At 35.6% G+C, this 22,431-nt stretch carries 19 protein-coding genes; 7 read left to right on the forward strand and 12 right to left on the reverse strand.

What is annotated here, in order from left to right; genetic code table 11:
- Positions 1 to 129: 129 nt before the first annotated feature.
- The 3 genes from MKY37_RS00125 to MKY37_RS00135 all read left to right on the forward strand — a co-directional run bounded on the left by MKY37_RS00125 (position 130) and on the right by MKY37_RS00135 (position 2,996).
- Entirely contained in the window at positions 130 to 1,800 is a 1,671-nt protein-coding gene (locus MKY37_RS00125) for a ribonuclease J (RefSeq protein ID WP_340772468.1), read from the forward strand.
- A gap of 18 nt (positions 1,801 to 1,818) precedes the next feature.
- Complete coding sequence (locus tag MKY37_RS00130; RefSeq protein WP_340772469.1) at positions 1,819 to 2,070, forward strand: (4Fe-4S)-binding protein; 252 nt, start codon at positions 1,819 to 1,821, stop codon at positions 2,068 to 2,070.
- A 107-nt stretch (positions 2,071 to 2,177) separates the two neighbouring features.
- Positions 2,178 to 2,996, forward strand: a complete 819-nt coding sequence (locus MKY37_RS00135; protein WP_340772470.1) for a GNAT family N-acetyltransferase — start codon at positions 2,178 to 2,180, stop codon at positions 2,994 to 2,996.
- Between the two features lie 45 nt (positions 2,997 to 3,041).
- On the opposite strand, the gene MKY37_RS00140 is transcribed toward MKY37_RS00135, so the two are convergent.
- The 6 genes from MKY37_RS00140 to MKY37_RS00165 form a co-directional block, all read right to left on the reverse strand.
- Positions 3,042 to 3,584 carry a GNAT family N-acetyltransferase gene (locus MKY37_RS00140; RefSeq protein WP_340772472.1) on the reverse strand — a complete coding sequence of 181 codons (543 nt, stop codon included), beginning with the start codon at positions 3,582 to 3,584 and terminating at the stop codon, positions 3,042 to 3,044.
- 87 nt (positions 3,585 to 3,671) lie between these two features.
- Positions 3,672 to 4,703, reverse strand: a complete 1,032-nt coding sequence (locus MKY37_RS00145) for a LacI family DNA-binding transcriptional regulator (protein WP_340772474.1) — start codon at positions 4,701 to 4,703, stop codon at positions 3,672 to 3,674.
- A gap of 43 nt (positions 4,704 to 4,746) precedes the next feature.
- A complete protein-coding gene (locus tag MKY37_RS00150; protein WP_340772475.1) occupies positions 4,747 to 6,411 on the reverse strand; it encodes a glycoside hydrolase family 13 protein in 1,665 nt (554 codons plus the stop codon).
- Positions 6,412 to 6,490: 79 nt separating this feature from the next.
- Positions 6,491 to 8,026, reverse strand: a complete 1,536-nt coding sequence (locus MKY37_RS00155) for an alpha-amylase family glycosyl hydrolase (protein WP_340772477.1) — start codon at positions 8,024 to 8,026, stop codon at positions 6,491 to 6,493.
- Positions 8,027 to 8,060: 34 nt separating this feature from the next.
- Positions 8,061 to 8,903 (reverse strand): sugar ABC transporter permease, encoded by an 843-nt coding sequence (locus MKY37_RS00160; RefSeq protein WP_340772479.1) that lies wholly within the window; start codon positions 8,901 to 8,903, stop codon positions 8,061 to 8,063.
- On the reverse strand, positions 8,903 to 10,183 hold the full coding sequence (locus tag MKY37_RS00165; protein WP_340772481.1) for a carbohydrate ABC transporter permease: 1,281 nt from the start codon (positions 10,181 to 10,183) through the stop codon (positions 8,903 to 8,905). The genes MKY37_RS00160 and MKY37_RS00165 overlap by 1 nt, the downstream gene beginning before the upstream one ends.
- 67 nt (positions 10,184 to 10,250) lie before the next feature.
- On the opposite strand from MKY37_RS00165, the gene MKY37_RS00170 reads away from it, so the two are divergent.
- The gene (locus MKY37_RS00170) at positions 10,251 to 10,484 is read left to right on the forward strand and encodes a hypothetical protein (protein ID WP_340772483.1); all 234 of its coding nucleotides are present in this window, start codon (positions 10,251 to 10,253) and stop codon (positions 10,482 to 10,484) included.
- A gap of 377 nt (positions 10,485 to 10,861) precedes the next feature.
- Here the strand turns inward: MKY37_RS00170 and MKY37_RS00175 are convergent, their stop codons facing one another.
- On the reverse strand, positions 10,862 to 12,166 hold the full coding sequence (locus tag MKY37_RS00175) for an extracellular solute-binding protein (protein WP_340772484.1): 1,305 nt from the start codon (positions 12,164 to 12,166) through the stop codon (positions 10,862 to 10,864).
- A 341-nt stretch (positions 12,167 to 12,507) separates the two neighbouring features.
- Here MKY37_RS00175 and MKY37_RS00180 point away from each other — a divergent pair, with 341 nt between their 5' ends.
- The 3 genes from MKY37_RS00180 to MKY37_RS00190 all read left to right on the forward strand — a co-directional run bounded on the left by MKY37_RS00180 (position 12,508) and on the right by MKY37_RS00190 (position 15,980).
- Positions 12,508 to 14,253, forward strand: coding sequence for a glycoside hydrolase family 13 protein (locus MKY37_RS00180; RefSeq protein WP_340772486.1), 1,746 nt, complete (start codon positions 12,508 to 12,510; stop codon positions 14,251 to 14,253).
- A gap of 536 nt (positions 14,254 to 14,789) precedes the next feature.
- Positions 14,790 to 15,734 carry a hypothetical protein gene (locus MKY37_RS00185; RefSeq protein ID WP_340772488.1) on the forward strand — a complete coding sequence of 315 codons (945 nt, stop codon included), beginning with the start codon at positions 14,790 to 14,792 and terminating at the stop codon, positions 15,732 to 15,734.
- 54 nt (positions 15,735 to 15,788) lie between these two features.
- Positions 15,789 to 15,980: a hypothetical protein gene (locus MKY37_RS00190; RefSeq protein WP_340772490.1), complete on the forward strand. Its 192-nt coding sequence runs from the start codon at positions 15,789 to 15,791 to the stop codon at positions 15,978 to 15,980.
- Between the two features lie 15 nt (positions 15,981 to 15,995).
- On the opposite strand, the gene MKY37_RS00195 is transcribed toward MKY37_RS00190, so the two are convergent.
- The 5 genes from MKY37_RS00195 to MKY37_RS00215 all read right to left on the reverse strand — a co-directional run bounded on the left by MKY37_RS00195 (position 15,996) and on the right by MKY37_RS00215 (position 22,396).
- On the reverse strand, positions 15,996 to 16,181 hold the full coding sequence (locus MKY37_RS00195; RefSeq protein ID WP_340772491.1) for a hypothetical protein: 186 nt from the start codon (positions 16,179 to 16,181) through the stop codon (positions 15,996 to 15,998).
- 180 nt (positions 16,182 to 16,361) lie between these two features.
- On the reverse strand, positions 16,362 to 17,318 hold the full coding sequence (locus MKY37_RS00200) for a tyrosine-type recombinase/integrase (protein ID WP_340772493.1): 957 nt from the start codon (positions 17,316 to 17,318) through the stop codon (positions 16,362 to 16,364).
- A gap of 555 nt (positions 17,319 to 17,873) precedes the next feature.
- Positions 17,874 to 19,478, reverse strand: coding sequence for an amidohydrolase (locus MKY37_RS00205; protein ID WP_340772496.1), 1,605 nt, complete (start codon positions 19,476 to 19,478; stop codon positions 17,874 to 17,876).
- Positions 19,479 to 19,510: 32 nt separating this feature from the next.
- Positions 19,511 to 20,833 carry a branched-chain amino acid transport system II carrier protein gene (gene brnQ / locus MKY37_RS00210; protein WP_340772497.1) on the reverse strand — a complete coding sequence of 441 codons (1,323 nt, stop codon included), beginning with the start codon at positions 20,831 to 20,833 and terminating at the stop codon, positions 19,511 to 19,513.
- 174 nt (positions 20,834 to 21,007) lie between these two features.
- Positions 21,008 to 22,396, reverse strand: coding sequence for a sigma-54 interaction domain-containing protein (locus MKY37_RS00215; protein WP_340772498.1), 1,389 nt, complete (start codon positions 22,394 to 22,396; stop codon positions 21,008 to 21,010).
- Positions 22,397 to 22,431 lie beyond the last annotated feature (35 nt).

The raw sequence follows: 22,431 nt of genomic DNA on the forward strand, positions 1-22,431 counted from the left end.
TTTATTCATCAAGAATCATAGCACCTATTTATTAACTTCCTCCCTCCCATCAAGTAAATTAATAAACTCCTTATAAAACCAAAATAAAAGGCAATACTTAGTATAGCTATTTTGAATGGGAGGATAACAATGAGTACTGAAAATAATAAAGTATCGATTTTTGCTTTAGGTGGAATAAATGAAATTGGGAAAAATATGTATGTCATACAATCGGATGACGATATTGTTGTAATTGACTGTGGGTCTAAATTTCCAGATGAAACCTTACTAGGTATAGATTTAATCATTCAGGACATTTCCTATTTATTGGAGAACGAGGATAAAGTAAGAGCTTTAATAATTACACATGGGCATGAAGATCATATTGGAGGTATTCCCTATTTCCTTAAACAACTCAATGTCCCGATATATGCAACCAACTTAACGTTAGGTTTAATCGAAATCAAATTAAAGGAGCATGGATTATTAAGAAATACACAGCTATTTTTAATAGACTCGGACTCCAAGTTAAGACTCGGAACAATAAGAACATCCTTTTTCCGTGTAAGCCATAGTATCCCAGATTGTTTAGGAATTGCTTTTCACACTTCTCAAGGAACAATTGTACATACAGGAGATTTTAAATTTGACATGACACCTGTAGATGAACAGAATCCAGACATTCATAAGATGGCGGAGCTCGGCCAAAATGGCGTGTTATTGCTCCTTTCAGAAAGTACTAATGCAGAAAGACCAGGCTTTACTCCTTCCGAACGTAAAATTGCGGAGCATGTAGAGGAAGCGTTTAGAAAAGCACCAAGAAAGATTTTCATCTCTACGTTTGCTTCCAATGTACACCGGGTACAAACAATAGTGAATGCAGCTATCAAGACAAATCGGAAACTGGCTTTGTTGGGTAGAAGTATGGTCAATGTAGTATCCGTTGCTATGGACCGAGGATATTTAAATATTCCCGAAGGAATGCTTGTTGATCAAAATGAAATAAATACAATGAATCCTGAAAACATTGTGATATTATGCACAGGAAGTCAAGGAGAACCGATGGCTGCTTTGTCTCGTTTAGCAAGTTCAAGCTACCGTCAAGTGGAGGTCCTTCCTGAGGATACAGTGATTTTCGCTGCTGGACCAATCCCTGGCAATGAAAAGAGTATTACCAGAATTATAGACAACTTATATACGTTAGGTGCCCACGTTATTTATGGTTCCGGAAATGTAACTGGAATGCATGTTTCTGGTCATGCTTGTCAAGAAGAGCTAAAACTTATGCTCACATTGATGAAACCAAAATACTTCATCCCTATCCACGGGGAATATCGAATGCTGCACCATCATCAACTTTTAGCAGAATCAGTAGGCGTAGAACGTAAAAATATATTTATCATTCAAAACGGAGATGTAGTAGATGTTGAAAATGAAAAGGCTATCCAAACGAGAAGCATTGAAGCTGGCAATGTGTTTGTGGATGGTTTTGGTATTGGGGACGTAGGAGAAATTATTTTACGAGATCGAAAATTGCTTTCCGAAGATGGGATGTTAGTTATCGTAACTACATTAAGTAAAGCAAATGGCAAAATTATTTCAGGGCCTGATACTATCTCGCGTGGATTTGTATATGGACCTGAATCTGAGGGACTTATTCATGAAGTCAATCAAAATGTTCGGTCCACTGTGTCAAAAACAAGAGATACAAATAGAAACCAACGTGTTTTGAAGCAAAACATTAAAAAGTCACTGGAAAAGCTTTTATACAGTCGCACGAAAAGAAAACCTATGATACTTCCTATAATTATTGAAGTGTAAGTAAAAGGAGGTAAAGCAGTGGATGATACAGAAAAAGACTTAGTAAAACAAGGTTATAAACAATATTACGGAGAAGAAATAGACATCTACTTTCATCCCGTAAAATGCACCCATGCTGCAAACTGCATTAAATACCTCCCTTCTGTTTTTAACGTAAACAAAAAGCCATGGATATATCCAGATGGTGCACTTAGAGAAGATGGCAAAAGGGTTGTTCATAATTGTCCAAGTGATGCACTAAAATTTATTGATAAAAGAACCGTTCATTAGAGGAATTCTCTAGTGAATGGTTTTTTATTTTCTGAAAAAACATATTATTTTAGTGAAATTCGTTATAATATTAATATAGTACATTATTAATTTATAAAGGAGTATATATGTTAACTACAAAACAATTAAATGACATCGAAGCACTACAAAAAGAATGTGAAACACATGACAATATTCAGTTAAAGCTAAATTGGGATATGTTAAAAAGCCGTACCGACAATAATTATGATTTCCTACTGTATGACCAGAGTGAGCTGATCGCATTTCTAGGCTTATACCCCTTCGGTACGACGGTGGAGATTTGTGGCATGGTCAAACCACGGGAACGTAGAAAACACCATTTCTCTAAGCTATTTGAACAAGCTATAGCTCTTGCGAGACTACAGGACTTTCATAAAATTTTGTTGAATGCTCCCGCTGGTTCCGAAGAAGCAAAAGCATTTTTGAACGCTAATAAAGCAGTTTATAGCTTCTCTGAGCACCAAATGAAATGGGAACAAAAGGATTTAGGAGAAGTAACGGGCTTCGCTTTAAGAGTAGCTGAACAAAAGGACCTTCCATTACGCATTCAGTTGAATGTCGAATCTTTTGGGTTAGATGAAGAAAGTGCTTTAGAAATAGAAAACAGAGTAGACTCTGAAATAGACAATAGCGTGTATATCATTGATGTTCAAGAGGGATCTGTAGGTAAAATAAGAGTAAAAGTAGAAGATAACGAAGCTTGGATATACGGATTTTGTATGCTTCCCCACTTTCGTGGTAAAGGAATTGGACGTAAAGTACTGCAATATGTAGTTAAAAAATATTCAACTCAAGGTAATACTGTCCATTTAGAAGTAGAAACAGAAAATACGTATGCTTTAAAATTATATGAATCAATTGGATTTCAAATTGTTCATGCTCAGGACTACTACTTGTATAAATAATAAAATCCTGATGTAACTTTAGATCTGTTACATCAGGGTTTTATTTTACTTTTTCCAATCACTTGCTAACATTCCATAAACTACATGATCGACATAATGGTCATATAGCCACTCCGCCTGCCTAACACATCCTTCTTCCTTGAAACCAAGTCTTTCAGGAATAGCCCTACTTTTTTTGTTTTGTACAGCAGCACGAATTTCTACTCGGTTTAATTGTAATTCTACTAATGCATACTCCACAAATGCTTCTACTGATTTAGTCATTAATCCTAATCCAACATAATCATTCCCTAACCAATAACCTATGCTAGTCGATTTGTTATTCCAATCAATTTTATGGAACCCAATTACACCAGCAAGGCTCCCATCGTACCAAATCCCAGCTTGAAAACCGTTATTATCACTAAATTGCTTCATGGTTGATTGGATGAAATTTTTCGTGTCGTCAGAAGTTCTCGTAAAATCTATAAATGGGAGCCACTCTCTTAACGTATCCTTAGATTGAATTGTTAATGCGAACAAATGTTCAGTGTCCCGTAAATCGAGCATTTTTAAGTAAGTTTTGTCGTTTATTTTGAATGAAAACATAAAAATCCTCCTTTTTCGCTGCATTTAGTTTACATAATAATATTATATAACTATTTGTGTGTATGTACTTCCAACATTTGGTACCAACTATGGTTTTATAGGTGCCACATCACATGATTGTCTTACAACTAATCTATGAGGTACTATAATACGTTTAACGGGTTCATTTTCATTTTTTAATAATTGGATTAAACTACTAGCTGCTTGGTAACCTAGTTCTTTAATATTAATATCAATAGAAGTAAGTGGTGGTCTAGACATCTCTGCAAACAATGCATTATTAAAGCTAACAATCGATACTTTAGTTGGAATATCAATTTGCATTTCGGTGAGTGAATTTACTACACCAACCGCCATCAAATCATCCGTAACAAGTAGGGCTGTTGGGGGAATAGGTCTTCTTAGGAGTGCTTTGACAGCCTCCTGTCCACCCTCACGTAGAAAGTCTTCATGAATAATATAATCCTCATCCAAATCTATATTAGATGACCTCAGAGCTTCTTTATATCCATTTAGACGATCTAATGTAACCGTTAAACTTGGACTTCCCCCTATAAAACCAATTTTTTTATGACCAAGTTCTATTATATATTCGGTAGCTTCTTTTGCCGCCATGTAATTGTCGTTATCAACGTGGGTAATTTTATCAACTAAATCATACGGTTTTCCAATTACAACAAAAGGAAATTTTCTTTTTGTTAAATACTCCATAATTTTGTCATCAATCATGGAGTAAAGGAGGATAATACCATCTACTCGACCACCTTGAACCATTTGAACGACCCCTTCATAGGAATCGAACTCTGTTTTTCCACTAGTCATTTGTAGTGCATAGTGATTATCGTGTACACCCTCGCTTAATCCCTGTATGACCTCTGAAAAGAATGGGTTTTGAAAAAATACGCCTGATGAGTGAGGTAAAACTAGACCTATCACTTTAGTCGATTGACTCGCTAGGCTACGGGCGATAAAATTAGGATGATATTTAAGTTCATCCATCGCGTCCCTTACTCGTTTCTTTGTATTTTCACTTATACGGGGGCTATTTGCAATCACCCGAGAAACAGTTGAAGGAGCAACATTGGCCAGTTTCGCCACATCTTTGATTGTTATCGCCATTAGAAATTCCTCACTCTCTTTCATTTCCTTAAATCACTTTAATTCACTTATATAAGTATACTCTTACTTCGTATGGATTTAGAGAAATAGTCTCTGATAGCTGCTCCGGTGCATCTTTATAATTATATAATATTAGTTCCGTGCCGCGTTGTGGAAGATGTTTTAACGTAAGCTCCGCACTATATTCTCTAAAGTTACATAAAACAATCGCAAACTGATCATTTAGTGCTCGTGTGTAGACATACACATCAGGATGCTCTTCTTGTACTACATCATATTCTCCATAAACAAAAACAGGATTTTCTTTTCTTACTTGAATCATTTTTTTATAGAAATGATAAATAGAGTCTTTATCCTCTAGTTGATCAGCGACATTAATCGTCACATAATTTGGATTCACCTTCATCCATGGCTCACCTTCTGAAAATCCAGCGTTTAAAGAATTCTCCCACTGCATAGGGGTTCTTGAATTATCACGCCCATTACGCCAAATGATTTCCATTACCTGTTCATGTGGTTTACCATTTTCTATTTCTAAATCATAAAAGTTCTTCATACCAATGTCATCGTAATCTTGAATAGATGGAAACTGAACATTTGTCATTCCAATTTCCTGTCCCTGATAGATAAACGGGGTTCCTTGCATAAGGAAGTAGCACCCGGCTAGCATTTTAGCACTCTCATTCCAATATTCTTTATCATTCCCCCAACTCGAAACGCTTCGAGTCTGATCGTGATTTTCAAGAAATAGTGCATTCCACCCTTTTTGGTGCAGCCCTTTTTGCCATTTCGTAAGAACTTGCTTTAAAGCGATAACATCTACTGAGTTATTGAGTGCCTTGTTCCAAAGCCCGAGATGTTCAAACTGAAAAATCATATCAAATTTTCCATTCTCTTCTCCAACCCACTCATCCGCCTCGTCTATCCCTACTCCATTTGCTTCACCAACTGTCATAATATCGTATTTAGCAAAAGTCTCTACCTTTAACTCTTTTAAATACTCTTGTATACCAGGCTGGTTCGTATGCATCTCAAATGACGAAACATATTTTTCATGATTGGGATTAGGCATATCCGGTAATCCATCACGTTTTTTAATGTGACTGATTGCATCTACTCGGTAACCATCGATTCCTTTATCAAGCCACCAATTGACCATTTTAAAAAGTTCCTGTCGAACTTCTGTATTTTCCCAATTCAAGTCAGGCTGTTTCGTTGCAAATAAATGGAGATAGTATTGATCCGTCAGCTCATCTTGCTCCCATGCGCTCCCAGAGAAAATACTTTCCCAGTTATTTGGTTCTTGATCTCCTTTACTATCCTTCCAAATATACCAATCCCTTTTAGCATTTTCTTTAGAAGAGCGTGATTCGATAAACCAAGGATGCTCATCGCTTGTATGGTTGATAACCAGGTCAAGAATCAGTTTCATACCTCTTGCGTGTATTTCTTCCAATAACTCATCAAAATCGTCTATGTTCCCAAACTGCTCCGAAATACCCTGATAGTCACTAATATCATATCCATTATCTGCATTTGGAGACTTATAGAACGGGCTGACCCATATAACATCGACACCCAAGTCCTTCAAGTAATCTAATTTCGTAATAATTCCTCGTAAATCGCCGATTCCGTCACCATTGCTATCCATGAAACTTCTTGGATATACCTGATAACTGACAGCTTCTTTCCACCATTTTTCTTTCATGATTGAAGTACTCCTCTCGTGCAGATCTTTCTTTTGTCGGTTTTGACAAACATTTGGTTCGAGCATATCTAATCGGTACCTATTTCAGCTTTTTTTGCTTTATTCGATTGAACCAAATGAAAAGGATCAATAACATCAAAACGATGCTCACCATCCAAATGCCTGTAGTTAACCGATTATCATTCTGTCGATCCACTAGCTTATATATTTCGGACTGGCCACTTTCCAAATGAATCGTATACCCATCCTCATCTGGTTTAACTAATTCTCCAGCTAATAATCCTTGTAACTCTTTTCCTGTTTCTTTCTCTTCATCCAGTACTACGGTTTGAGCTTCCGAGGTATTGTTGATTGCTATTACTACTGTTTCATCAGCATAGGTCCTTTTATAGACAGTCCATCCTGTGTCATCACCTAAAAGTTCCATATCACCCCTAGTCAGTGGCAACTGCTGCTGTCTTACTGCTCCTAGTTTTGTGATATATTCAACCAGCTCAGCATCTTCCTCAAAATTCATCATTCGACGATTATCTGGATCATTTCCTCCGTCCAATGCGATTTCTGTTCCATAGTAGATGATTGGAATGCCTGGAGCAGAATACATATAAGTTAAACCAAGTTTTAACCTTGCTACTGGATCCTGATTATTCTGGATTGCCAAATTAGTGAACCGTTGCATATCATGATTGTCGATAAATTGACCAAGCAGTTCTGGACGCTCAAACAATTTATCGTTTCGCTCATTATTTGAAAATAACCAACCAAGTGATTGATCCGATTTTTCAAAAGCGGTTCTTAGAGATCCATTTTGGGAAAAGTCCATGAAACCATCGATACCTGTATCCTGATAACCAACTATGATATTGGGGTTATCATGCCAAACCTCCCCTATCAAAAAGAACGATTCTTTCACTGATTTCACTTCAGCTGAAAATTCGGTCCAAAATTCCTTTGGAACATGTTTGACCGTGTCCAGTCTATATCCATCGATATCTGTTTCTTCTATCCACCATTTTGCAGCATCTAATAAATACTTACTAACCTCTGGATTGTCTTGATCTAAGTCGGGAAGATCATATAACCAACCAGTTTCCACTTCTTGTTGGTTATTCCAATTGGAAATGGACTTATTTTGATGAAACCACTCTTCTTTAGTAGGATCACTTAGCCACTCGTGATTTGGTCCAACATGGTTAACAACAAAGTCGAGAATCACTTTTATATCCAGTTTGTGGGCTTCCTCTACAAGTGTTTTGAAATCTTCCATCGAGCCAAAATACTCATTCGTTTCATAAAAATCCTTTATCCAATAGCCGTGATACCCTTTTTCCATATTTTCAAAAATGGGTGTCAACCAAATAGCTGTAAAACCCATTTCTTTAATATAAGCAAGCTTCTCTGTTATTCCTTTAAAGTCCCCACCATGATACGCAAGTGGATCGTTTATATTAGCATCGTAATCATTACTCGTATCTCCATTATTAAATCGGTCCACCATAATACTATAAATAACCTCATCCTGCATCTTTCGTTCTTCACTAGCGAGAGCTGTCAGTGGACTTACAGTGGCAATTAAGAGCGATATTAAAACAAAGAGCATTCCACTTTTTTTCATGGTCAAACTTCCCCACTTCTTTCCATTAAGGTAATTAACCTTTCGTACCCCCAGCTGTAAGACCAGAGATAAAATATTTTTGAAATGATAGGAAAAGAATTGTAATCGGAATAGCTATCAAAACCGACCCCGCAGCGAAAGTAGTAAATTCATTACCAAACTGCTTGGAAACTAATTCGTATAAACCGACACCCATTGTAAACTTTTCTTCCGTGCGTAGCATAATACGAGCGAGTATGAAATCACCAAATGGAGCGATAAATGAAAACAGGGCTACCACTGCTATGATTGGCTTAGATAATGGCATAATTATTTGCCAAAAAATTCGTAAATGGCCTGCTCCGTCCATACGTGCAGATTCATCCAACTCTTTTGGAATTGTATCCAAATATCCTTTCATCAGCCACGTATTCATCGGTATCTGGCCGCCTACATAAATAATTATTAGTCCTGCATGCGTGTCTAATAGTCCAGTTCGTTGGGCAAGTACAAAGATTGCAATAAGCGCAGCGAAGTTTGGAATCATTTGCAGGACTAGAAAGGTTAGAAGACCATTTTTTCTTCCGATAAATCGGTAGCGTGAGAACGCATACCCAGTAAACGCTACACTTATAACCGCAAGTACCATTGTGATTAAACTAATTTTCATCGAATTTAAGTACCATAAAACATAATTGGAGTTTTCTGTATCAAATAAGCTCGTATAGTGCTTAAATGTAGGATTATTAGGAAACATCGTAGAACCTGAAAGACTTTGCCCAGGGTTTAAAGAAGAACCTACAACCCATAGCAATGGGTAAATAACTATTATCACCGCAATTAGAAGAATAAGATAAGAAACTGACAGTCTGATGATTTTTTCAGTCTTATTAGTCATTACATCATATCCTCCTCTTTGAATGAATTAGTTCGTTTGAATTGCCATAATGCTACTGCTACAACGATAAGTGATAGGAGCATTGTTATTGCTGCTGCTTTTCCATATTGTCCAGAAGTCATCGTCAATTGATAAATCCAAGAGATTAATATATCTGTTCCCCCAGCATTTTGCCCAGGTAAAGCTGGACCTCCTCCATTGAACAGGAAGATGACGTTGAAATTATTGAAGTTAAATGTATACTGCGTAATAAGAATTGGAGCAGTTGCATATAGCACCATAGGTAATGTGATACCTCGGAATTTCTGGAAGATAGAAGCGCCGTCCACATTTGCAGCCTCGTACAATTCATTTGGAATAGATTGAAGCACTCCAGTTGTCATTGCAAATATAAATGGGAAACCTAGCCATGATTGTATTAAGATCAACGCTAATCTAGTCCACATCTCTTCTGTCATCCAAGGAATAGCATCGATGCCTAACATACTGAGTATTTGCGTATTGATGACACCAAATGATTCATTGAACATACCTGAAAATATTAAGATCGATACAAATGCGGGTACTGCCCAAGGTAAGATTAATATAGTACGGAAAAATGCTTTCCCTTTTAAATCCTTTTGATTGATCACAACTGCGAGAAAGACTCCAATTGCAACTTGTAATGTCGTTGCCCCAAATGTCCAAACAATTGTCCAACCCAATACACCAAAAAATGTGGATCTCCAAAGATCTAATTTGAATATATCAATATAGTTTTGAATACCAACCCAATCTACCAGTTTTGCAGGTGGTGAATGATATAAATCATAGTTTGTAAATGATAGAAGGATTACAAAGATAATTGGGAAAATAACTACGAAGATTAATAATAAAAACCCAGGGGAAATCATTAGATAAGGAAAACCGTTATCCAATAGATTATGATATTGCTCCCTTACACTATTTAATAGGAATCCTTCATCTCGTTTTTTTCCATTGTTATAAGCATCATAAATATTAAACGCATAAATTCCAAGACCGATGATTGCTACCAACAATGCGATGATGCCATCGATCAATAAGAATATGGAATGATCAAGGACTGGAATTTCTCCAAGCGTAATCAGTCCCCAGAAACCCCAGTTTAGCGTTTGAGAAAAGCTACTGAAGAATGCGACAGTTAATACTAAGAAAATGATTCCTTTTATAAACTGTTTATTATAAAATTGCCCAATGCCTGGGATGATAGATAATAACCCGGCATATTTTCTATGTTTGGTTGTGACATTACTATTCATCGTAAATGTCGCCTCCTTCTTCCTAAAAAGTGAAACTTCAATCATTGGGGGTTTTCTTCATCCCCCAATGATTGAAAAACTGAACTCAGACAAAGAACGCCGCATCGTGCGGCAATGCCTGAGTGACCAACATCCTGTTGGCCCGATCCATTCGTGCGTTTACGGGCAGTTGTCTCCCATTTATGCTTTGTTGCTTTGGCCAAACCTTAAGTGGGAGTATTACGACGTACAGGAAGTACTAGTGCCGCTGTTGCCACATGACGTGGTGACTTTAATCGGCCTGCCCGTAAACGCGGGATGAAAGGAGAATACTCTCATATTTTCATGCAAATTTTCCTGAAGTAAACGTTTCTCATACTAATATAGAAGCAAAGCCATGCTCCCTATCAGGTAACATGCCTTTGCACTTTTTTAAAAGATAAGAAAGTATTTAATAATACTGTAAATTATTTGACGATACCACTGATTTCTGTTTCAGGTGGACGCTTTCCGCGGGGTGAACGATGAGCCATCACCGTAGCTTCGCTTCCGTTGTGATGGCTCATCTGTCTCACTCATCCCGGTGGAGTCGCCAACTTCCACTTCAATCAATTAAATGAGCAGTACTTAGCAATTAGATTACAGTACCGCCTCTACTCTGCTAGGTCGTCGCAATAAAAGTGTAAACTGCTTTTCTAGTTAATTCGGATGATTAGTTTCTATATTTGTTTTAATCGTTTTCACTGCATCATCCATTGCTGCTTTCGGTTCTGCTTTACCAGTAGCAATTGTTTGAAGTGCAGATGCTGCAGGACCCCATACTTCTCCCATTTCAGGAATATTAGGCATAGGTACTGCGTATTGAGATTGAAGTGCTACTGCTTTTGCACCTTCATTATCCGCAATAATTGGATCTTCAATCAATGTTGTAACCGGTGGAATTTCTTGCGTTAATTCAAAACGAATTTTTGCATTTTCTTCATTTGTTAACCATTCAACTAATTTTGTTGACCAGTATTCATGTTCTGTAAAGGCTGATACATGCCATCCTTTTACTCCCATAAATGTTTTCATTTGTTCTCCGTTTGGAAGAGTTGGCATTGCTGTAACCCCAATATCGATTCCAGCGTCCTTCATACTTTGGAAAGCCCAAGGACCGTCCATTACAGAAGCGACTTTTCCTTCATTGAATAGACCATCTTTAGCTGAACCGCCACTTTCTCCAATAATTCCTTTAGGGAATAAACTTTCTGCGTACCATTTTTGAATATATTCTGCTCCAGCGATAGCACCTTCATTGTTTAAACCAATATCATCTCGGTCAAGTGCTCCATCATTTTCTTGGAAGACGTAACCGCCCATACCTCCAATAACACCATGTGCAAAGTAAAAGTTATCCCATAACGCTAGGAATCCGAACTTTTTCCCATCAGTGAAATCTTTTGAAAACGCGTATACATCATCCATAGTCTCAGGTGCTTCAGTCATTAACGCCTTATTGTAGATAAAGACTGGTGTTTCTGTAGCTTTTGGTAATCCATAAAGCTTCCCATCATACTTTTGTGCTGTTACAGCAGATTCACTAAAAGTAGAAAGTATTTCGTCACTTACTTCAATTTCTTGAATCAAACCTTCTGTAACAACTTGACCAATTTGATCATGAGGTAAAGTTACAACGTCTGCACCAGTTCCCGAAGGACCATCTAAGCGCAATTGTTCACGCATTTTATCTGCCATACCTAATTCTTTAAATTCAACTTTAATACCGTATTCTGCCTCAAAAGACTCGATTGCAGGCTTTAGAGCGATAGATTTATCTGTGTCTTCCCAAACAATAAGCTTTTCGGGTTTTGCAGGTTCATCCGTTGTTTCTGCTCCTGTTTCTGTTTCCGGTTCTTTTTCATCCGTGTTCGCTGGAGCTGTTTCCTCCCTATCTGGACCACATGCCACAAGTAAAACAACCGTAATAATTAGCATGAATAACAAAGTTAATGACTTTTTCATTTTTTAACCCCTCCAAAATTTTTGTTTGAACACTACATCCCAAAGTTGGACAACCGTTTGCACAATTAAGAAAAAGAAAGCGCTATCATAAATTTCACTGAAAAATATTCTTTTCCGTCTTCTATTGGTCTTTATATGAGATTTCAAGAATAATAATAGTAATAATTTTGTGAAAGCGATTGCACAACTTATGGTTTTATTATACATTTATTTGAGAAGGAAACAATCTATTTTTTGTAAATTTTTTAAATATTATATTTACACCTCCCTTTCACCATGGATTGTGATATGTTTTGCTTAAGTATTTACGTAAACAAATTTGTTTAATTAGGAGATGTATTATGGAAAAAACAGCTATTTTTCACCGATCGACCGATAATTTTGCTTATCTACTAAACGATCAAACGCTTCAAATACGGCTTAAAACAAAGCAACAAGATGTAAAAACTGTTTCATTAATAATGGGTGATCCATATATTTGGAGTAATGGAAAATGGCAGTATTCGGAATTACCCATGAATTTAGTTGGAAACGATGGATTATTTGACTATTGGGAAACCGAAGTATTTGCAGCAACTAATAGACTAAGATATGGCTTTAAGTTGAATTCATCAACAGAGGAGATAATTTATACTGAAAAAGGATTTTATGACAGCATACCAGTAGATAGTGATTATTATTTTTGCTTTCCTTATTTACACGAAAATGAACAATTCCAAGCTCCAGAATGGGTGAAGGATACTGTCTGGTATCAAATATTTCCAGAGCGTTTTGGGAATGCCGATCCTACTATAAATCCCGAAAATGTAAAAGCATGGGGTAGCGAACCTCCCGCAGTAGATAATTTCTTTGGTGGTGATTTCGCCGGTGTTACTGAACATTTGGACCACCTAACGGACATAGGGGTAAATGGCATCTATTTTACTCCAGTCTTTAAAGCTTACTCGAATCATAAATACGATACGATTGACTATATGGAATTGGATCCTCAATTTGGCGATACAGATGCTTTAAAAGAACTTATAGCACAATGTCATAACCGAGGTATTAAGGTAATGCTTGATGCCGTATTCAATCATAGTGGTTATTACTTTCCGCCTTTTCAAGATGTCCTAGAAAATGGAGAAAATTCACCTTATAAGGATTGGTTTCACATCCATGATTTCCCGGTTGTTGGAGGAGAAAAGCCAAACTATGAAGCTTTTGGATTTGTAGAATCTATGCCAAAGTTAAATACTGCTAATTCAGCGGTAAAGAAATATCTGCTTGACGTAGGTACCTATTGGATTGAGGAATTTGATATTGATGGATGGAGACTAGATGTTGCAAATGAAGTAGATCAGCCTTTCTGGCGCGAGTTTAGAAAAATAGTAAAAAATGCAAAGCCTGATATATATATTCTTGGAGAAATATGGCATGATTCCATGCCGTGGCTTAGAGGAGATCAGTTTGATGCTGTGATGAATTATCCGTTTAAAACAAATGTACTGAACCTTTTAGCAAACAATAGTATTACGTCAAAGCAGTTCGTAGAGAATATGAGTAAGGTTTACTATAGTTACCCAAAGACTGTGTTTGATTATACGTTTAATCTTGTAGGCAGTCACGATACTCCAAGAATTCTTACGGAATGCGAAGGCGATATAAAAAAAACGAAGCAAGTATTTACTATACTTCTAACTTTTATGGGCACTCCCTGCATTTATTATGGGGACGAAATAGGTCTTACAGGTACCCAAGATCCTGGCTGTAGAAAATGCATGGACTGGGACGAAGGAAATCATCAGCTAGAGCTTAAAAATCATATTCGGACTCTAAATGCGCTTCGGAAAAAAGAAAAACTGCTAGCTAATGAAGGTTCTGTAATATTCCTGCACCCTACTGAGGCAAATGGCATATTTGGTTATAAGAAATTTAGCGCTAATAAAACTATTTTAGTCTTACTTAATCCAATCTCCAGTAACCAAAAATTTTCGCTTGATAAGAGCGAGAATTATAACATACTTTATAGTTCTAATATAGTAATAGAAGGTAATCAAGTTAACATAGAACCAAATGGATTTGGAATCATTGAATACAACGTATAAATAATCTATCTAGGCAAGTACTTACACTTGCCTAGAAAAATTTTAAATACAATTTAGTTTACATAATAATATTATTGTTTTTTATTTGTTAATCAAATCCATCTCAAAAAATATTGATGATTTCACCACTAATCGATAGCCCATATATAAATAATAGTTATAAATTAAAACAAGCGAATCAGTTTCATAAAGAATATTATATAGTTAAATCCGAACAACGCTGATTTCCCCTTGAGGCGGACGCTTTCCGCGGGCACGGCTTCAATCTCCTCGTCACTACGAAAACATATGCTCCTGCTGTAACTCGTCGCAAAGACATTGGTCAAACAAAGTTCGACCAATGTCTTTCCTGCCGGGCTTTCAGCCTGCGCTGTTCCCGCTGGAGTCGCCGCCTGCCACTCCAATCAACGGGATCGCTTTTAAAAAAACGAATAATATATTTCGATATTAAATAAACATTCGTATTTTTAAATGAAACAAGTAATTATGAAATTGACTCAAACATAATACCAATACATATATTTTATTAGTAATAGATGAAAAAAAGTACCAGTATATTAAATGACAAGGGGCTGACAGAATTACACCATATGAACAAAGAAAAAAGGACGTTCTTTCAATGGATAAATTTTTTAATTCCGTACTTTTATACAGCAGGAATCACGCTTATAATATCGTGGATGATCGTTGCATCTATACTAATTGGTTTCCATACATGGAAAGATAATCCCCAGGCTTTTCTTTTACAAACTGAAAGCACTAGCAATAGTGGTTCTACAATTAATACAGCAGAAACGGCGTTTTCAATAATAGTTAAGCCTTTCGTGGAATCCAATTTTAATCAAATCATTTTTCGTGGCCTTTTTTTGCTTTTCATATGGTTGCTTCTATTTCTTACTGTACCTGTTGCTTTTAAACGTTTAAAAAGATTCAAGTTTTTAAATCTTGAATTTGAAGTAGATAATATAGAACAGGCTGCTATAGAAACTGTTGAGATCAGTGGAACTAAAGCAAAACTTATGGCATATTTTACTGGGGATGATGCCTCCGGAAGAACATTAGATTTTTTGACTCAATCTACAATAGACTTTAAAGAAGTACTGGAGTATTTCCTAGCTGAAACTCAACTAGGATACAAAAATCATCCCATCAATGGCGTCTTTACGTATGAAATATACAATGGTGCCGCACCTGAAAAATTCTATGAGTTAGTGGAGGAATCTAAAGAATCTGGGGAATCTGCGGTTTTTAACAAAATCAATGAAGAGAATTTGTGGAAGAAAAGCTATCTTGTGTATTACTTTCCTTTTAACCATAATGAATACATTACGGTAATAGAAAGTTATTCCTATTCCTTTGATATACTAGATAAGTATTTATTTGAGCTGCTTCATAAAACGATTAGTAAAAACCTGGAGAATATTGAGTATATGGTAGCTTTGACAGACACTGAAGATGATACGAACGATGGTAATTACTGATCTTGACTATGTATTAAAAAAATCATATATCCTAGAAAAAAAGGAGTCATGAATATGGTAAGTGCCAGAAATCCGATCAATACAGATGAAGTTAGAGTGCGTGCAGCAGAAAAATTAAGCCGTTTTAGCGCAAGAAAAAAAAATAGAAAAGCTAACACAATTACGGGTGATATTGTTAAACCGATTTACCTTAGTAAATCAGAACCATTAGTAAGACGAATGACTTGTTTTCAAAAACATAATTAGTAATAACCCGCTTCTTCAAAGCGGGTATTTTTTTTGGTGCTTTAAACTTTTGGAGTGTTTTTTTGCTATTTCTTGCATAATGGGTGAAGATCCAACCAAATCTGCTGCATGCTTTATTGGCAATTTTCCTAGGTTTATATCACTAATGCTTTTAAATTTTTCTCCATTTAAATACCTTTTATAAATTTCTGATATTTTCAAATTATATTGCTCCTCTCTTCCATCAGCGAAATCGTATGCGTATATTGTAGTGTATTCTCTTACTTCAAAAAGTTATTTAAATGAACAAGAAAATTATTCATATTTCGTCTTATTTCAGCAATTTTTCTACAAGTGAAACTAAACAATTCCATTGAATTTAGTTTACATAATTATATTATGTCAACCTAATTGGTTGAAAGGATTATTTTCTATTACTCGTTCAATTTCTTTATCCTCCACATGTGTATAAATCTGTGTAGTAGATACACTAGTATGACCCAAAATATGCTGTAAACTTCTAATATCTGCACCACTCTTATACATAATAGTTGCAGATGTATGCCTTAGCTTGTGCGGTGTTAGTTTTTCTTTGTTTAAGCCGGAGTCCTGGTTGATTTGTTTAATGATTTTTGCAACTGTTTGTCGTGTTAATCTAGTTCCTTTTTGTGACAGGAATAGCGCTTGATTTGTAGTTGCACCTTGTATGTATTGGCGTTCTTTTTCGATATATTTATGTAGTGACACTGTACAAGCTTTGTTTAGGAAAACGGTACGTTCTTTATCCCCTTTACCTATCACATGCAATACATTATCCTGGACAGATGTAAGATTTAAGCTGCATAGCTCCGAAACACGAAGACCTAAATTTAAGAAAAACATGATCATACTATAATTTCTATAGTAGTGATTACTTTTTTTAATACCTGCTATAAATATTTCTGCCTCTTTTTGATCCATATAAATCGGCTTTTTCTTACCGATTTTAGGCGTTTCCAATTCATCCGCTGGATTTTCGTCCAGCATTCTTCTTTTCCCCTTTAAGTATTTAAAAAAGGATTTAAGCGTCGCTGCTTTCCTTGCCCGCGAAGCAGCACTATTACTGCGTTTCATTTCACAGTATTCCAAAAACAAATACATATCTTCCAGTGAAATTTCTTTAATAAAATCAATCGTTACATCTTTAATAATGATTTTGTCGATTTTAGTTATATCCATATCATTTTCCACCGCTATTAGAAACCTTAAAAATAAAGTGATGTCATATTCATACTCTTTTCTTGTTCGTAAAGATTTCCCCTTAATAGTCGTTAAATAGACCAGAAAATCTTTTACTATTTTCGGTAATTCTCTTTGCATTGCTTCCACCTCTTCTTCTCCCATTTTATCACAAAATAAGGTTCCCAAATATGTATTTGGGAACCTTATTGAATATTACCTTAAAAATACCATCAAAAAGTTCGTTTTCTCTATATTAAGTTCCAAATATTAGGGTGCTTCAAATTCACTCTGAGAGCCTTTTAGAATTTCTTTTGTGAGTAATTGTCCGAAACTTGCTTCTGAGGTGAAAATTGATTTTATGTACTCATTTGGGGGTCGGTGACTTATACTTATGCAACAATCTATGATAATTTACTGTTAGGTAAATCGGGAATTTCCACACAGACAACTTTCAACACCTATAGTTATTTCGAATAATAACCAAACAATACATTAAACCTAATATGCGTACTAATTAGTTAATTACTAAATATTTCTATGAAATTTTGAATACACAAAAGGACCGAATAACTTTGGAACATTATTCGATCCTATTACGTGGAAACACAACTATACTTTATTGACAATGAAGTTCATCACTATTGCTTTCGGTAAGTTTGCACACTGTACCTACAATATTAGATTTCGATGAATCTATTGTTTAGAAGAAACTCCTTCTTTTAAGTACACCAATTCTCCTTTCATAAAAGTTGCTTCAACAGATATTTGGTCAATTTCTTCAGGAGAAACTTCAAAAATATCTTTGTTTAGCACTATAAAGTCTGCACGATAACCTTCTATTAACTGACCAACGTTCGGTATCCGCGTAATGTATTGAGCTCCTCTTGTATAAAGTTCAATTGCAGTTTCTACATCAATTTTTTCCGCATCACCTGTATTAGTACCATCATATGCAACACGAGTAACGGCAGATTTGATACCAACAAATGGATTGACAGGATCTGCCCAGGCAGTGGCAGGCGCGTCAGAAGAAAAAGCTACAGGAATACCCGCATTTAACATTGTTTTAACCGGATAGGTTGTTTTCGTTCGATCAGAACCTAAATTAGCTAAATAACTTTCTATTTCAGCATATAAGAAAATTGGTTGTGGAACAAATGCAATACCCATTTCTGCAGAACGTTCTATTGCCTGTAATGTTGGCATAGCAGCATGTTCTATTCGAATGGACGGACCATCGTGAATCCAAGGTTCTTTCCCATAAAATGTGTTTACGATTAGATCGATTGCCTGTTCACCCATTGCATGGATCACCAATTGCACACCATTTTGTTTAGCATACTCCGCCGCTTCTAATAGTTCATTTTCTGAAGTAGTCGAAATACCGTGGTTATCTTCTTCCCCAAGAAACGAAGGATTAACCCAAGCAGTTCTTCCCGATACACTTCCATCTGCAAATAGCTTCACTCCACCAATATGAATAGGATTTTTACGATCCGTGTTTTTCTCATTTAGAATAGGATTAATTTTTAAATCATGCCACATATAGTATAGAACAACATTATGTGTTAAACCTTTTTCTCTTGCTAATGTATAAATGTCTATATAATCCATCGGTTTATGGCTAGCCATAAGATCTGTAATCGATGTAATACCATGTGCATATAAAGATTTTGTTAGTGCAGTAAGTCGAGAAGCATTTTCTTCCATAGAAAGCTGCGGCATTTTATTTAATACTAATAATCTAGCACTTTCTCGTAATACACCAGTTGGTTCGCCATTCGTATCACGGTCGATTTTCCCTCCATCAGGGTCAGGTGTGTCTTTATTAATTCCAGCGATTGAAAGTGCTTTACTATTCACAGAAATAATATGTCCGCATGTACGGGTAACTACAATTGGCTTGATTATAGAAACCTGATCTAAATCCTGTCTATTTGGTGCACGTCCCTCTTCCAACTTACCTTCATCATAGCCCCACCCTTCAATCCAATCTGCATTATCCATTGTTAATAATTCACGAATCATGTCCACTATTGAATATACTACCGGAGGGGTACATGCAATTTGTTTTGAGAAATTCGCCAATAATAATGGATGCATATGAGCATCAATAATCCCAGGTAGAACCCGACGATTTTTTAAATCAATTACTGCTCCTTGAAAATCATGAATTTCCTCTTGGTTACCTATCCACTCAACAATTCCATTATGAATAATCATCGCATTCGCGTATTTTTTTTCCTTATTAGACGTAAAAATTTTACCATTAATAAACATTCGTTTGTTCATTTCCATGATACTTTTCTCCTTTATACTTGTTAAATAGATTATTCAACCTCTATAGGATGAATGGTATTAGAAATATTATTTTCTTTTCCCCAAAATTTATATAGAATACTTCCAACAATAAAACCTACAATTGCTGGTACTAACCAACTAAATCCTTCTGAACTTAAAGGTAGTTTCATAATAATGTCAGTCAAAAACGGTATCGTAAATCCTATTGAACCGATTGTTTCAAACAGACTAACTATGAACGTTAATAAAATAGCTCCTTGATAAGAACCCGAATTTGGAACGAATTTGCGGAAAGTACCTAGAATTACTAAAACAATTGCCACTGGATATAAAGCCGTAAAGATTGGCATTGCATAAGTGACAATTGCTCCAACCCCAGCGGAACCTATTACACTACCAACAATACATATAATAGCAACCCAAAGACGATAGCTTAGTTTGTTTTTCGTTAAGTCATTCAAGAAGTCAGCGATTACGGCAATTACACCTATAGCTGAAGTTAAACACGCTAATGCAATCGCAACGGCTAAAGCTATAGAACCAAAATTACCGAGTGATATTTCTATTAAGCTGGAAACTAAAGTAGTGTCTTCAATTCCAGTTTGAAAAAGACCACTTCCAGAAGCTCCGAGATATAATAATCCTCCATATACAATAAGTAACCCTAACCCAGCAATGAGTGTTCCTGTTAATGCCATTGAACGAGCTTGCTTACCTTTATAGCCAAAAGCCGCTATTGCAGCTATAAAGATTGGTGCACAAAAGATTCCAGTTACTACGTCCCCAGTTTGATAAGCACTAATGAAAGCATTAGAGAAAGAATTCTTTGTATCGGTTACAACGGGTACGCCGATCGGATCAAAAATACCTTTTCCAACGATGAATAAAAGAATAATTACTAATACAGGTGTGAGAAATTTACCAATTTTATCTATAACATTTGATTTATCCATTGCAAAATAAAAACAAATGGCAAAAAAGACTAAAATAGTGACTAAAGATGGCACCTTGGGAAACAACTGGTGTACCCCTAATTCATGTGTTGTTGCGGACATCCTTGGAATAGTTACAAGCATTCCAATGCCAACCATCAATAACAAATTGAATACTTTATAAAACCATGGACTAATCGGTCTTGTTAAATCTTCAAATTTACCTCCCGCATTTAATATGGCAATTACCGCTAAAAGCGGCAATACTATACCTGTGATACTAAACCCAATTAATGCTGATACCCATTCAGATCCCGAAACATTTCCTATGGACGGTGGGAATATTAAATTACCAGCACCAAAAAATATTGCAAATAATGCAAATCCCACTATCAGATTATGTTGAATTGATTTGTTCATTCCTTTTCCCCTCTTTTCTTTTGTCCCCATTGAAAACCCTTACAAAAAATGAAATTCTATGCATCTAAATGTAGAAATCAATATTTTAATTTTCTAACAGTTGCTTTTATCTTAATTAATAATGCCCAATAAAAAAAGGAGGTAAATTTTTCACCCCCTTTCGTAAAAATATTTTTACTTCAATTCGTATTTGCTCATTTTATATTTTAATAATTGCTTTGAAATACCTAACCTTCTAGCGGTTTCTGCAAGTTTTCCTCCGGTATTATTTAGCTCTATTACAATTAAGTTTTTTTCATATTCCTCCACTTTGTCTTTTAGATGAAAGTTATTTTTAGAAAAGTTTATTTTCTCCGAAACACTAGAGTAATCTCTAATTTTCGCTGGAATATCATTTAGATTAATCACATTAGAGCTTGCGTTATTATACGCAGTTTCCAATGCATTCTTAAGTTCCCTTACATTACCTGGCCAACTATATTGTTGAAAAGCTAAAAATACTTGATCGTCTAATTTTTCAATTTTAGTTTGCATATGACGATTATAAAATTCGATAAAATAATGAATAAGTACTGTAATATCCTCTTTCCGGTCAGATAATCGTGGTAAATCTAATTGAAACACACATAATCGATAATACAAGTCTTCACGTAATAGTTTTTCTCTCATAAGTTTATCGGGATTTTCATTAGTAGCAGCTATTACCCGTATATTCAAGTGAATATCCTGTATTCCACCAACACGACGAATGAGCTTGTCTTCAATTACTCTCAATAATTTAGCTTGGAGCTTGATATCCAATGCACTAATTTCATCTAGAAAGATTGTTCCACCGTTTGCTTGTTCTAAAATACCAAGTATACCTGGTACTGCATTTAATGTATCGTTCTCCGTTCCGAAAAATATTTGTTCTATGAAATTGGTAGGAATTTCACCACATTTTATCGAGACGAATGGTTGAGTATATCGACTGCTTAAATTATGAATGGACTGTGCAACAATTTCTTTTCCAGTTCCGGTTTCCCCTTTTATTAATATTGTGGAATCAGTACTGGAAACTTTTTTTATTTTACTCTTTATTTCTTCCATCACATTACTTTGAGAAACAAGATTGTCGATTGTATAAATGGTATTATTTTTGCGATACATTTTATGGCTAGCAAACTGTTCCAGTAATTGTATATTTTCTTTTTGATAGTAATGCTTTGAAAATTCTATAGCTCCTACGATAGAAGTTCCATTATGAAGAGGAAAAGTAGAACTTTTCGAAATATATGTAAACCCATTATTGGATGTAAGTTGTTGTTTGATATTCCATAAAGGTTCCCCGGTTTTTAAAACTGTCATTAACGTACTTTCTTCAATTGGTAAGTTTTTATAAAAGGATGTAACGCTTTTTCTTAAAAACTCTTCTGGTTTAAGACCAATATGCTTCAAGATATGTAAATCAGCTAAATCGTAGAAAATTGTAATACCATTTTGATCAACAACTAACACATTATCATACTCAGGTAAATGTTTGAGTTCATTTAAATTCATGTGTTCATCGATCCTTTCTTTCACACGCTTCAAGTAGTTCATTAAAGTGATGTATAATT

This window comes from Psychrobacillus sp. FSL K6-2836 (assembly GCF_038003085.1).
In the GTDB taxonomy this organism is placed as follows: Bacteria; Bacillota; Bacilli; order Bacillales_A; family Planococcaceae; genus Psychrobacillus.